At 29.9% G+C, this 14,213-nt stretch carries 9 protein-coding genes; 2 read left to right on the top strand and 7 right to left on the bottom strand.

The window, feature by feature from the left end:
* Positions 1-91 precede the first annotated feature (91 nt).
* Positions 92-700 (top strand): superoxide dismutase, encoded by a 609-nt coding sequence (locus ACY2RW_RS09765; RefSeq protein ID WP_490122541.1) that lies wholly within the window; start codon positions 92-94, stop codon positions 698-700.
* A gap of 207 nt (positions 701-907) precedes the next feature.
* Here ACY2RW_RS09765 and ACY2RW_RS09760 read toward each other — a convergent pair whose 3' ends face one another.
* The 7 genes from ACY2RW_RS09760 to ACY2RW_RS09730 form a co-directional block, all read right to left on the bottom strand.
* Positions 908-3,868, bottom strand: coding sequence for a DUF8693 domain-containing protein (locus ACY2RW_RS09760; RefSeq protein WP_490122540.1), 2,961 nt, complete (start codon positions 3,866-3,868; stop codon positions 908-910).
* Between the two features lie 190 nt (positions 3,869-4,058).
* Complete coding sequence (locus ACY2RW_RS09755) at positions 4,059-5,837, bottom strand: hypothetical protein (protein WP_490122539.1); 1,779 nt, start codon at positions 5,835-5,837, stop codon at positions 4,059-4,061.
* A 72-nt stretch (positions 5,838-5,909) separates the two neighbouring features.
* Entirely contained in the window at positions 5,910-8,072 is a 2,163-nt protein-coding gene (locus ACY2RW_RS09750) for a T9SS type A sorting domain-containing protein (protein ID WP_490122538.1), read from the bottom strand.
* A 193-nt stretch (positions 8,073-8,265) separates the two neighbouring features.
* Complete coding sequence (locus ACY2RW_RS09745; protein ID WP_490122537.1) at positions 8,266-8,916, bottom strand: response regulator; 651 nt, start codon at positions 8,914-8,916, stop codon at positions 8,266-8,268.
* On the bottom strand, positions 8,916-10,781 hold the full coding sequence (locus tag ACY2RW_RS09740; protein ID WP_490122536.1) for a sensor histidine kinase: 1,866 nt from the start codon (positions 10,779-10,781) through the stop codon (positions 8,916-8,918). The genes ACY2RW_RS09745 and ACY2RW_RS09740 overlap by 1 nt, the downstream gene beginning before the upstream one ends.
* Before the next feature lie 26 nt (positions 10,782-10,807).
* Positions 10,808-12,706, bottom strand: a complete 1,899-nt coding sequence (locus ACY2RW_RS09735) for an amidophosphoribosyltransferase (protein ID WP_490122535.1) — start codon at positions 12,704-12,706, stop codon at positions 10,808-10,810.
* Positions 12,707-12,775: 69 nt separating this feature from the next.
* On the bottom strand, positions 12,776-13,702 hold the full coding sequence (locus ACY2RW_RS09730; protein WP_490122534.1) for a PfkB family carbohydrate kinase: 927 nt from the start codon (positions 13,700-13,702) through the stop codon (positions 12,776-12,778).
* Positions 13,703-13,777: 75 nt separating this feature from the next.
* On the opposite strand from ACY2RW_RS09730, the gene ACY2RW_RS09725 reads away from it, so the two are divergent.
* Positions 13,778-14,203 (top strand): SufE family protein, encoded by a 426-nt coding sequence (locus ACY2RW_RS09725; protein ID WP_490122533.1) that lies wholly within the window; start codon positions 13,778-13,780, stop codon positions 14,201-14,203.
* The last annotated feature ends 10 nt before the right edge of the window (positions 14,204-14,213 follow it).

Raw genomic sequence — 14,213 nt, 5'->3', positions numbered from 1 at the left:
AGTTAACAAATCCTTAATATTTTGGGAAACTGTTTTATAATAAGTAAATTTACATCAACAAAAATTATACTAACATTTTAAAAAATAAAAAATGGCTTTTCAATTACCAGAATTAGGATACGCTTATGATGCGTTAGAACCAAATATAGATGCAAGAACTATGGAAATTCACCATAGCAAACATCACAATGGATATACAACAAAATTAAACGGAGCAATTGCAGGAACAGATTTAGAAGGAAAATCTATTGAAGATATTCTTACAAATTTAGATATGAGCAATAGCGCTGTTAGAAATAATGGTGGTGGTTTTTACAATCATTCATTATTCTGGACAGTTATGAATCCTGAAGATAGAGGCTATTTATCTGGAGATTTAAAAGATGCTATAGAAGCTGAATTTGGTTCTAAAGATGCTTTTATAGAAGCTTTCTCTAAAGCTGCTGCAACTCAATTTGGTTCAGGTTGGGCATGGTTATGTGTTCATAAAGGAGGAAAAGTAGAAGTTTGTTCTACTCCAAACCAAGACAACCCATTAATGCCAGGCGTTTCTTGTGGTGGAACTCCTATTTTAGGATTAGACGTTTGGGAACATGCATACTACTTAAATTACCAAAATAGAAGACCAGATTATATTGATGCATTTTTTAATGTAATTAACTGGAATGAAGTTGAAAGACGTTATGCTGCTGCAAAATAAGCAACGTAATTGCATTTAGTATCTCTTTCTGAGATAACAATTATTTAAAAAAGACTGTCTGAAAAGTTAATTTAACTGTCATTTTGAGCCTTTCGTCTTCGCTCAAGACAGGCTATGTCGAAAAATCTATTAATTGATTTTGAATTATTAAGATTTCTCCATTACAGTCGAAATGACAAATTTTAATACTTTTCAGACAGTCTCTTTTTATATCCCTATTTTTTTTGTGATGATTCCTTTATCAGATTCTAATTTTAAGATATAAACTCCTGTCGAAAATTCTCTTGGAAGCTGAAACTCAATTTTATTACTTTTACTATTGTTAATTTCTTTAAAAACTTCTCTACCATTTATATCAAAAATTCGAAGTTCACCTATTTCTATTGGATTCGATTTTCTTATAATAATACTATTCTCTTTTTTAGAGTGATACATTTTTACAAAATCGTAATTACTGTCTTCTAACAACTCATATTTAAAAGATAGAAAGAATCTATCTGAATAAACTCCTTGAACCAAATCAATTGTTGCGTCGTTTTTTATCAGGTTGTATTTATTTCCTGTTATTTTATCATTTAAATAAATAGTTGCATCATCAAAGTTTTCTAAAGCATCTATTTTTAATCTAACTTCTCTGTTTTTATCCAACTCTAAAACAACAGGAATTTTGATATTCTCATTAAACTCTTGAATTGTAGAAATAACATAAGCATTCTCTTTTCCTTCGACCTTCAAACTTAAATCACTTGGTTTTTTATCAAACATTTCTCCATCATAACCGTTTTCAAAACCAAAAGTTTTTCCTTTTCTAAATGCTACAGCTATTTGTCTATGGTAGTTAAAACTATCATCTGTTGTTATTTCAAAACCTAAACGTAATATAGGAAAATCTTTATCTGTTTTAATAAATTTAGAAGTTGCTCTTTTTTTCTTTGTTGCACTTTTTGCAACAATTGGGGCAGTGTCTGTTATTGGAATAATTGCTCTTTGCGAGTTTTGAAAAGTAATGGTTCCTGAACCAGCTGCTGTTCTTGTTACAAAAAATGCTTGACCAATAGGTAAATATCTACCTCCACCAATAGTTACTCCAGAAACAATTGTAGAATATGTTCCTGTATAAGCATTTCTAACATGTGTGTTATCACTTGCACTATTATACAAGTACAAAGTACCATTTATAGCAGAAGTATTATCTGTAATAAATGCTTCTGAGTCTAAAGCAGAAGGATATGGGTTACCAACCAGACTAAATTTATCTTGACTTATAGGAATTGAATAATTACCATCATTAGGTCTACCCTTAAAAGTAAAAGTTGCTCCTACACTTTTCATATTCCAACCTTCACCAATATTAAGGCTTGCTCCAGAACCTATTTGACGCGTCCAATCTGAAGCATTTATTAACTTTGCCAACCATCTTGTGCTAATTTCTATGGGAGATGCAGCTGCATTTCCATCAAAGCCAGAAATAAAATTAATATTTGCTGCTTCTCCAGCAGTAGGTGTAGCAGCAGTAGGAACTGAACCATCTTTTAAAACATTAGAAATAGTAAAAACACTACCATCATCTGATACTGGCGAAGTCCAATAACCAGAATGATATACTGATGATGTACTTGCAGTTTGGTCTACAAAAAGATTTCCTGCACCTGTATTTAAGCTTGATCCAGAATGTGTTTGCACTAATTGTGATGAACCTACCAAACGAATTTCTCCAGAATTATTAATTCCGTTGGTAACTTTTAACCTAAAACCACTATTTACTGCTAAAATTGCTCCAGATTCTATTTCTACTTCTCTTACATCTCCATTTTCTGATAATGTTACTGTATTTGTTTTAACTAATAATTTATAGCAGTCGTCTGAGGTATTAGGTTTATTTGCTGTTCCAGAACCATTGTAAGCAGTTGCCCCATCTAAAACAATTACATCTGTATATTGTAAAGTAAAATAATCATTATCAGTAAAACTAACTCCTGTTGCTGTGTAAACACCACCTCCTAAAGTAAAAGTATAGGTAGTGGTTGGTGATGAAAAATCACTATTATTATCAACTACCAACTGTAATTGGTTACACCCATCTGTAGCATTAAAGTTGATGTCAGAAGCATTAATACTTACAGTTACTGTACCTACATCATTTCTTTCGCTAACTCTCCATTTAGTATCAATTCTTGAAATATAATTTGCTGATAAAGATTCAGAAAAATCATAATTGGCATTTTCTACATCTTCTCCCCAGAACAAGAAATCTCCATCTCCTAAACTTGAAGGATTGTTAATTTTTATAATACCAGTTCCTTGAGAATCTGAATGAATGTTTGAAGCATTTGTTCTACCAATTCCTGCTACTTTATAATCAAAATTACCATTAGCAGCATTGTCTTCATTATAATAATTCTGCTGTATAGAAATATTACCATATTTAGCACTTAAATAATTTTGAACAATAATTCTTTGCGCATTGTTTATCCTTGTATTATATAGAATCACTTCAAAAAAATCGCCACTTGCTTCATCTGCAAAAGTATTATTTTTTCCAATAGTATTATAAGGTATTCCTGCTGTTGTTGTACCTATGTTAACATTATTGCTCCCATTGTTTCTTCTAAAATTCATTGTTGTAGAACCACTCGCTTTATGAAAAGATAAAATAGATCTTGTACCAAAAGGTGTTGATAAGCTTGATGAATAATCTGCAACACCATATCTTGTAAAACCGACTCTAAGTGAATTATTCCACTGTTCTGCTCTTAATGATGTTGATGGACCATCAAATAAAGTATGAGAATTGCTAACATTAATTGGTGTTGTAACAAAAAATGCACTTGCTGCATTATATGTTCCTGTACTTGTTGCATTTAAATACTGAGCAGTAGCTGCACTTGCATTAAAATTAACTGCTTTATAAGTGCCTGAAGAATAAGTTGGTCTGTTTGCTCCAGATTGAGTAAAGTTATTACCATTACCACTATAATCTGACCAATTAGATACTAATGAACCTCCTGTTGGATTGTTAGTAATATCATTATCGGCATTTAAATCATCTGCTCTTAACCAAATTTTTAATGTAGAAGAACCATCTATTGTACCTACTCCTCCTGGTCCAGTTTGGGCATAAATTGCACTTATAAAGAGAGTGAAAAATAGAATTAAATATTTTTTCATTTTAAGTGTTTTATCTTTTTCAATATAAATATACTAATAATCGTAAAAACCTAATTGAAATTTAACATTTTATCAATGAATTTGGTACAATGTATAAAAAACTCTACAGCTAAAAATTTAGTATTTAACTAAAAAAAGCATCCTAATTATAGAATGCTTTTTTATAAATAACTTTTCCTTTTTTCTTATTTTACATTCTATCTTTCCAAATAGCATGATATGCAGGATTTGCTTTTTCTCCTCGTTTTAATTCATCCATTGCTAATTTAAAAGCTTTAAAAAACTCATCTCCTTTTATTACTTTATAAACAGCATCTTCTGGTCCACCTGTTAAACTATTATATTTACCAGCTTCATCTAAAGATTTTGCTTTGGTAGAAAAATCCATTTCAAAATATTTACCTCCCATTCTATAAGATACATTAGGAGAGAAAGCAATAATTTTAACAACAGGATTTAAACCAGAGGTTTCTAAATCAAAATCTAAGTCTATTGTAACAGCAATTAACCCATCTAGTTTTAATTCTTGAATAATTTTCTCATTTGTATAATCTGCAGGAAATGTTGTTCTTATATCTTTAATGTAATCAAAAGCTCCTGTTCTTATCAATCTTTTAGTACCATAAGCTCCCTTTTCTATAAATGTGGCAGTTACAGTATCTACTATTGGTTTCATTTCTGAATAAGCTTTTGTATTGATAACATCGTTTACAGAAACAACGTTTACACCCATCTCATTTAAGTTACTTTTAAAATTATCATACAAGTTATTTACAAATGCTTGCCAAGAATTGTCTGTTAACTTTGGAAACCATTTTTTTATGGTTGTTTTTGTGGTAGTTATCGTTTTTGTTTGAAAACCATAGGTAGTTTTTTCTGTGGTTGTAGTCTTTTTCTTAAATAAATTACCTCTTACAACAAATGATGAAATACCAATATTTTTCATTTTAGCAACTGGAGGATGTGTATAAGGATTTGTTTTAACAATTTTTACATTGTACTCTCCTTCCACAGTTTTAAATTCCTCTGAAGCATTTGTATTTTTATCTTTACTAAAAGAGTTTCCGATTAAACTACCACCAGCAATACTTCCTTTTGCTAAAAAAGGAACAAAATCTGAAAAAGTTGCTGTTTTTTGAATTACACCTGCATCTGTATTTCGAATCAATTCACTCTTAACTCTTGTAACTGATAAGGTGTTTTTCTTTATAATTGGTAAAGGTGAGTTTTCAAAATTCTTAAAAGATTCTTTAGGAATTACTATGGTGTTTGTAGCTTTTGATGGATATAAATGCGATTGTACCTTTAAACTCATTGCACTAATTATCATTTCTACATATAACTCAGAATCTGGATCTGCATCTCCTCCTTTTAATTCTATAACCACATCTTTAGTTCCATCAATTATTATGTCTTCTCCTTTAGCTACACCATTTACAGAGATAATTTCTAAAGGTTTAGCTGGTTCTATACTTAAAGTAACTTTATCTCCTGTAGAACTTGTAATTTCTACATTTTGAGTTCCTCTTTTGTCTGCAGAAAAACCTTGAAAATAAGTTCCCAAACCTGCTTTTTCAAGTTTGGTTCCATTTAACTTTACATCTCCATCAGTATCTGTTAAACCAATGCCAGCTTTATTTAAAAAGTATACTGAAACTCCATCTCCACACGTTTCCCAACCTGGAGTTTTGGTTGCAAAATCAAGTTGACTTTTTGGTACTAAACTCGATGCATAAGAAATAGCTAATGCCACATCTTTTAAATCTGATTTTGGTTTTGCTTTTATAAGACCTCCAGTAACTTTAGATATTAGTTTCATTGGTTTTAGCTTACTAAAGAAACTCTCTTTATGAACATAACCACATTTATATGCTTTCTTTTCTTTTTTCTTTAAAAAAGATTGAGAGTTTATAGATATAAATGCAAACAGCATAAATACTAAAACTAAGTTATTTTTTATTGTTTTCATTTTTAGTTGTTTTTCAGGTTTGATAAGACAAAAATATGTTGGATAAGGTTTTCTAGAAATAAGGCATTTGCCTTATTTTTTGACAATTTTTTTGGTAAAAAACCCTATTTCTGTTTTTAGTTTTAATAAATAAACTCCTGTTGATAAATTTGAAACATCAATGTTTTTAATGCCATTTTTACTGGTAAAACGTAATACTTCTTTACCAAATAAAGAGTATATTTTTATGGATTGTATTTGTTGATTATCAACCTTAATATTTAAAATGTCTGAGATTGGATTTGGATACATTTTTACATTTAAAGAAGATATATTATTTTCTACAGACAAGCTTGTACTTTGATTCGCGATATAAATTGAACCAACTGCACCTAAAATTAATTTATCATTAGAGGCTAAAATTTCTATCCAAGGTACTCCTTTACTTCCTCCATTAAATCCATAGCCTTTTACAGTATCTAAACCATCTGCATAAGAACTCCAAGTTACACCATTGTCTTTAGATTCTAATACAGTACCTCCTTTAGAAGCATTATCTTTATGTGCTCTATATAGTACGCCTAAATTTCCTTGAACAGGTTCATCCCATCTTTGATCAAAAGGAATATTAGTTTTATTTGGACCTGTCCAACTCATTAAATCAGTAGAAAAATAAAAACCTGTTTCTGAAAATGTCCCATTGTTAGCAAACGTCCACATACCTCCATTTCCTTTAAAAAAAACGTTTTGAGCTACTGCTGGAGGTGTTCCTTTTGTCCAAGTAATAGCATAATCATCAGAATAATGAGCTTCTCCAGAAACAATTGCATAGATTCTTTTTAGCCCTTCATCAAACCACATTGTCATATCGTTTAAATTATCAAAAGGTGCATTAGCCATTTGTGTAAAGTTCATTCCATCTGTAGATTTGTACAAACCATTTGAATTACTAAGGCAATAGATATTTCCATTATCATCTTCAAACATGCTTCTCATATTCCATACACTACCTACATCTGCAGTAACAGCTTTCATAGAATCATCTGTTTCATCTTGGACAAAAACTCCATTCCAAGTGCCGTTTTTACTACTAGCAGTATAGACTTTACCATTTTTAGCAACATAAGTATTTCCTGCAAAAGCGCCTTCTCCTTTTAATTGTTTCCAACTGTTTCCATTGTCATCTGTATAATGTGCATAGCCATTTAAGCATACTGCAAGACGTGTTCCATTATAAGAAATTCCTTTGGGGCTGGTAAAATCTAATCCTTTTGTTCTTAATACTTTTGTATCATTAGCCATATCTAGTTCAAGAATGGCATTTTCTTTAATATTGGTTGCCAATACTTTTCCTTCTGAAGTTATTAATACTTTTTCTGGGAAATTACCAGATTCAAAAAGGCTCTTCTTATCTATAAAAGTTGCTCCACCATCAGTAGAATAAAGAAAAGTAAAAGAACCGTGAATAATGACAATATCGTTTTTTGCTACAATATTATCTGCACCCCAAATTTTGCTTGAGTTCAATTTTGTCCAAGTTGCTCCATCATCTGTAGATTTTCTCACATCTTTTGCATTAGAACTACCCCACAAAGCATAAAAAGCGTTTTTTTCTTTATCTAAATACAAACTATTATTTTTATTTGTATATGTTATAACTGCACCCATAGCTGTAAAAGTTGCTCCTTTATCTGTAGATTTATATAAATTCTTATCAGCTCCTAAATAAAAAATGTCATCGTTTTTCTTTACCATCAATTCTGCTCGAACATTTGTTTTAAGTAAAATATTTGTAACATTATTATTTTTACTGAAAGTTGCTCCATTATCTATAGAAGTATTCAAAAAATGTTTGCTATTAAAAATGGTTGTTCCTTCTTTAGTAATACTTATAATTTTACCATCACTTAATGCTGCCATAACTGATGGATTGCCAACAATATTACTATCTTGTTGGCCTGAACTAGAGCCATTGTATTTGATGATTCCATCTCCACTAACCCAAACATCTCGATTATTTGTAGCTAATAAAATGCGATTACCCTCCATGTTTCTATCTAACAAAGTCCAGTTTGCTGCTTTATCTACACTTTTAAATAATCCTTGGGTAGTTAAGGCAAATAAATTACCATTTGCATCTTCATAAATATCTTCTACTGCTTTACCAGTTTCTGGCAACTTTAATTTTGTCCAAGTTTGTGCTTGGATTGATAGTGATACTAAATAAACAACTAAGAAATATGTAATTTTCTTCATAATGTAAGTTTTTAACAAAAAAACAGCATCCTATCTGTTGTTAATTCATCCTAAAAAGAATGTGAAAGGATACTGTTTTATAAAATATTTTTACACTTTAGGATATGATGAATTAACACTCCAAAAGTAGGATGAAGTGTTATTTTACAAAATAGAGTGTTGTACGTAAATGACTACGTAGAATACCGTAGTTTTATGAAGTTAATCCGTTTTGAAAAGCAAATCTTATGAGCGAAGCTACATTATTTATATCTAGTTTTCGCATAATATTGGTTCTATGTGTATCTACTGTTCTTGGACTAATAAACAATTTTTCTCCTATTTGAATATTGGTATTACCTTGAGAAATATATTTAATAATCTCTTTTTCTCTTGTAGTTAGTTCTTCTAAAAGTGGAGATTTTTTTTTGTATTTATGAAATGTGGAAGCATCATCAGAAAGTAATGCTTTTGTTACATCTGCATTAAAATATTCTTTACCATTAAAGATATTTTTAATTGCCAATAAAAGTTCTTCACTTGGTATGGTTTTTAGCATATACCCTTTTACACCTATATCTATCAAACTTTTTATGATTGAAGATTCTTGATACATAGACAGCATTGCAACCTTGATATCTTTAAAGTCTGAAGTTATTTTTTTTGCACATTCTATGCCATCTATAATGGGCATATTAATATCTAACAAGGCAATATCTACTAAATGCTGCTCAATAAATTCGATGGCTTCTTTACCATTATTTACAACAGCAACCACTTGAAACTCTTCTTGGTTCTCAAAAGTGTTTTTTATGCCTTCTGCAATTAAAGGATGATCATCTGCTATCAAAATTTTTATTGGCATTATGTTAATGGAATTTTTATTGTTACTAATGTACCACTTTTAGGACTTGGTTCAAAATTTACATCGCCATTTACCATATCTAATCTGCTAGAAATATTTAACAAACCAATTCCTTTTTTGCTTTTATTTGAAGTAAAACCAACTCCATTATCTTCAATTATTAATATAATCGTATTATTAGAATTAAACAATTGTACACTAACTTCTGTTGCTTTACTATGTTTAAGAATATTATTGATTAACTCCTGTACAACTCTGTAAATGGTAATTTCTATTTTTTGAGGAAGCCTTTTTTCTATATTAAAATGTTCTAAAGTATATGCTATTTTAGTAAAACCTAAGCTGTTTTCTAACAAATCGTTTAAAGCCGATAGAATACCTAATTCTTTTAAAGCCCTTGGCATCATTTGATGAGAAATGGTTCTTAAATCTTTATTCGAGTTTTCTAAACTTTCTAATAATTCTTGAGATTCTTTGGTTTGTAGCAAATTCATTTTAGAAAGTATGTTTCTAGATTTTAAAATAACACTCCCAATTTGTTGTACAACACCATCGTGCAATTCTCTTGCTATTCTACTTCTTTCTGTTTCTTGTGCATCTATCATAGCCTGTATTCCTCTTTCTTGCTCTTTGATAATCATTTTTTGATAATCAGAATTTTGTTTCATCATTAAAAAATATCTATGAGCCATTGCTATAGTTAATACTATAATTTCTATAAAAATTACAAACTCCCATTCTAAAGGATTGTAGGAGTTTGTAAGTTTCATAGCTGTTAAAATAAAATGTCCCATAAATAACATTAGTGGAGCATAAGCAATTAAAAAGTAATACCCCATTAAACTTTTTTTACGTGCCAGTTTATAAGCAAAAAAGTATAGGGTTACACTTATAATAAGAAGAAATAGTTTTGAAAAAATATAGGAAAATGAATAAAACCATTCGTATTTTCTTAAAAAAAGTGCTAAGAAAAATATGATTAAAGAAAAGTTAGCTCCATATTTTGTAATCTTAGAGACTTTAGGATAATACTCTTTTAAGGCTAAGAAATTGTCTGTATAGTGCATCACAAAAAAAATGACTAAAAAGCCTAACATCTCTTCAAAATTATTACCAAAAAACAACGTATTTTCTATGATAATAGGAGAAATAAAATATCGAACTCCAGTAATCTGTAAAAAAACCACAACAAGAAATCCTATATAATAAAAATATAATTTTTGCTTTGTAAAAAAAAGCATTGCCAAAGAAAGTAAAATGATTAAAAAAACGATACCTAAGAAAACTACTAAGTATGTAGAGCGTATTTTTATTTCTCTTTCTCTATTTTTATAGTTGTCTTTGCTCCATAAAACATTCATTGTTTTAAAAGAATCATCAAAAACATTTGCTTTTACATATACTATAATAGAGTCTTGTTTTGGAATATGAATATTATATACATAAGCATATCTGTTCTGTAAAAAAGCAGATTTATTATTTTTCTCAAAATGAAGTCCTTTTGGTTTAAATTGCTTTAAAACTCTTTTATTTTTAACCAAATACAGCGTAATAGAATCTATATTGGTTTGGTTAAATTCATAAACAAAATCAGTAATTTTAGAATTATTATAAAGAGGAATTTTAATCCAATGACGTTTGTTATAGATGCCTAAATTAACAAAAGGTTTGTGGTATGATTTAAAAACAGTATCGTTTTTTAAAACAAAATCGATATCAGACAAAAAAGATTTTTCACTAAAAACATATTGCTTATCAATTGTAGATTTATCACTATCAATTTTAAAATACTCTATTTTAGAATTTTGCGCGTAGAAATTTAATCCAAAGATAAAAATGAATAAAATTTGCAAATAAAATCTCATTTGCTAAAGATAAAAAAAAGAGCTTATTAATAAGCTCTTTTGTCATTTCCTTCGTAAAAGTTGATGAATGCTTGGTTTACAACTCGCATTCCTCCTGGTGTTGGATAATTTCCTGTAAAATACCAATCTCCTAAATTATCTGGACATGCTTTGTGCAAGCCTTCTATAGATTGATAAATAACCTCAACCTCTGCTTTAATATCCTCTGTTTTTAACATTTGAGCGATTTTGTCAGAAATTTGCTCAGCAGCAAATGGTTTATAAATCCCTTTTACATAATTTACAATCTCGCTATCTTCTTTAGATTGTTGTGCTTTACACTGTTTGTAAACTTCGTCTACAATATTGTATTGATTGGTTTCTTTTAACAACTCTATTGCAGCTTTAAAAGCAATAAAAGCATCAATTCTTGCCATATCAATTCCGTAACAATCTGGATAGCGAATTTGAGGAGCAGAAGAAACCACCACTATTTTTTTAGGGTTTAATCTATCTAAAATTCTGATGATACTTTTCTTTAAAGTAGTACCTCTTACAATACTATCATCAATAATAACAAGGTTATCAGTAGGTTTTACAACACCATAAGTAATATCGTAAACGTGTTCTACCAAATCGTCTCTACTATTATCATCTGCAATAAAAGTTCTTAGTTTTGCGTCTTTAATCGCAATTTTTTCAAAACGAGGTCTTTCAGACAAAATTTCTGTAACCTTTTCTGCTGATAAATTTTTCCCTCCAGCTAATATTTTTTCAGTTTTTTGCTGATTAAGAAGATCTTCTGCAGCTTCTGTCATTCCATAAAATGAGGTTTCTGCTGTATTGGGTATGTAAGAAAATACTGTGTTAGAAATATCGGAATCTATCGATTTTAAGATTTGAGGAAACACATATTTTCCTAAATTTTTACGCTCTTCATAAATGGAAGCATCACTACCTCTTGAGAAATAAATACGCTCAAAAGAACAAGATAATTTTTCTTGTGGTTCGTTTACTAATTTAATAGAGGTTTGCCCATTTTTTTTAATGATTAAAGCATGCCCTCTATCTAATTCTTTCACTTTTTCGATAGGCACATTAAACACAGTTTGAATTACTGGTCTTTCTGATGCAACTACTACAACCTCATCATCTTCGTAAAAATAGGTAGGTCTAATTCCATTAGGATCACGTAATACAAAAGCATCTCCATGACCAACTAAACCAGCCATAGCATAACCACCATCCCAATTTTTAGAAGATCTTTTTAATACTTTTTTTAAGCTTAATTTTTCTTCTATGTAAGGTGATGCATCTTTTTTATTAAATCCTTTTTTCTTTGCTTTTTGATACAATTTACCAACTTCATCTTCTAAAAAATGGCCAATTTTTTCCATAACAGTTACAGTATCTGTAAACTCTTTTGGATGCTGACCCAACTCTACCAATTCTTGTAACATTTGGTTAGAGTTTGTCATATTAAAATTACCAGCAACAATTAAATTTTTATGTTTCCAGTTACTTTGACGCAAAAACGGATGCACACTTTCTATACTATTTTTACCAAAAGTTCCATAACGTACATGACCTAAAAATAGATTTCCAATGTATGGCATATTTTCTTCTTGCCATTTTACATCGTCTTTTTTATCAGGATTTTGCTCTAAAACACCATTTAAACGTTCGTTTATTTGTGCAAAAATATCTTGAATTGGCTGTGATTGGTTAGAGCGAACTCTACTTACATATCTTGTACCTGGTTCTACATTAAATTTTACACTTGCAAAACCAGCTCCATCTTGACCACGATTGTGCTGTTTTTCCATTAATAAATACATTTTATTAATTCCGTAAAAAGCAGAACCGTATTTATCTTTATAAAATTGTAGAGGTTTTTTTAATCGAACAAGTGCAATTCCACATTCGTGTTTAATAGCGTCACTCATTGGTATTTTGTATTTATTGTTGTGTTGTTGTAAAAAAAAAAATCCGCAGCAAAAAACCGCGGATTAAAATTAAGACATTTTTATGTCAAATTGTGTTAATTCTTTAAAAGCTTGTAATCGCTTTTTAACTTCTTCTTTTGTAAGCTCTTGCATGCGTTCTGTACCAAACTTTTCTACACAAAACGATGCTAAATTAGAACCGTAAATAATGGCATTTTTCATATTCTCAAAAGAAATATCTTCTGTTTTTGCTAAATAGCCGCAAAAACCTCCTGCAAATGTATCTCCTGCTCCTGTTGGATCAAAAACCTCTGCCAATGGTAAAGCTGGTGCAAAAAACATATTTCCTTCATTAAACAATAAAGCTCCATGTTCTCCTTTTTTAATCACCACATATTTTGGCCCCATTTCATGAATTTTCTTAGCTGCATTTACCAAAGAATATTCTCCTGATAATTGGCGCGCTTCTTCATCATTAATGGTAATTACATCTACTCTTTTTAAAACAGTATGCAAATCTGCTAAAGCAATGTCCATCCAAAAATTCATTGTATCTAAAACAACTAATTTTGGTCTTTTGTTCATTTGATCTAAAACAGATGCTTGTGTTAACGGATGTAAATTACCCAACATAACAATGCCTGCATCTTTAAAACTTTCTGGCACAACTGGTGTAAAGGTTTCTAACACATTTAATTCTGTTATTAAAGTGTCTCTCGAATTCATATCATTATGATATTTTCCGCTCCAGAAAAATGTTTTTCCGTTTTTATCAACTTCAATTCCATCAGTATTAATCCCTTTAGAATTCATCATTTTTAAATAAGACTCTGGAAAATCTCCTCCAACCACAGAAACAACTCCTGTTTCTACTCCAAATTGAGATGCTGCTAAACCAACAAAAGTTCCAGAACCACCTAATATTTTATCAGTTTTACCAAATGGAGTTTCAATAGCATCAAAAGCTACTGTACCAACTGCTAATAATTTACTCATTTCTTATATTTTATGCGTAATTTTGCACGATAATTGCAAAAAGCTTTTTGTAAACCGCAAAAATAAGTTTTAAAAATGACTATCAAAGAAATACAAGAAGAAATTATTGACGAGTTTTCTATGTTTGATGATTGGATGGAACGTTATGAATACATTATAGAACTTGGAAAATCTTTACCTATTATTGATGATAAAAACAAATTGGATGAAAATTTAATTAAAGGTTGCCAATCTAAAGTTTGGTTATTTTCTGAATTAGATAATGATAAGGTAAAATTTTCTGCAGATAGTGATGCCATTTTAACAAAAGGAATTGTGGCATTGTTGTTGCGCGTTTATTCGAATCAAAAACCAGGAGATATATTAACTGCCAATACAGATTTTATTGATGAAATTGGATTGAAAGAACATTTATCGCCAACAAGAGCAAATGGTTTGGTGTCTATGATTAAGCATATTAAAATGTATGCCATTGCACAACAAACTAGGTTAACAAATTAAGATTTTAAAA

It is taken from the genome of Polaribacter sp. 2305UL8-11 (genome assembly GCF_058147165.1).
This window is presented reverse-complemented; position numbering and strand designations above follow the sequence as displayed.

Coding starts and splice junctions, on each gene's coding strand:
- ACY2RW_RS09765 (WP_490122541.1), top strand. CDS start 92: ATGGCTTTTCAATTACCAGAATTAGGATACGCTTATGATGCGTTAGAA.
- ACY2RW_RS09760 (WP_490122540.1), bottom strand. CDS start 3,868: ATGAAAAAATATTTAATTCTATTTTTCACTCTCTTTATAAGTGCAATT.
- ACY2RW_RS09755 (WP_490122539.1), bottom strand. CDS start 5,837: ATGAAAACAATAAAAAATAACTTAGTTTTAGTATTTATGCTGTTTGCA.
- ACY2RW_RS09750 (WP_490122538.1), bottom strand. CDS start 8,072: ATGAAGAAAATTACATATTTCTTAGTTGTTTATTTAGTATCACTATCA.
- ACY2RW_RS09745 (WP_490122537.1), bottom strand. CDS start 8,916: ATGCCAATAAAAATTTTGATAGCAGATGATCATCCTTTAATTGCAGAA.
- ACY2RW_RS09740 (WP_490122536.1), bottom strand. CDS start 10,781: ATGAGATTTTATTTGCAAATTTTATTCATTTTTATCTTTGGATTAAAT.
- ACY2RW_RS09735 (WP_490122535.1), bottom strand. CDS start 12,706: ATGAGTGACGCTATTAAACACGAATGTGGAATTGCACTTGTTCGATTA.
- ACY2RW_RS09730 (WP_490122534.1), bottom strand. CDS start 13,702: ATGAGTAAATTATTAGCAGTTGGTACAGTAGCTTTTGATGCTATTGAA.
- ACY2RW_RS09725 (WP_490122533.1), top strand. CDS start 13,778: ATGACTATCAAAGAAATACAAGAAGAAATTATTGACGAGTTTTCTATG.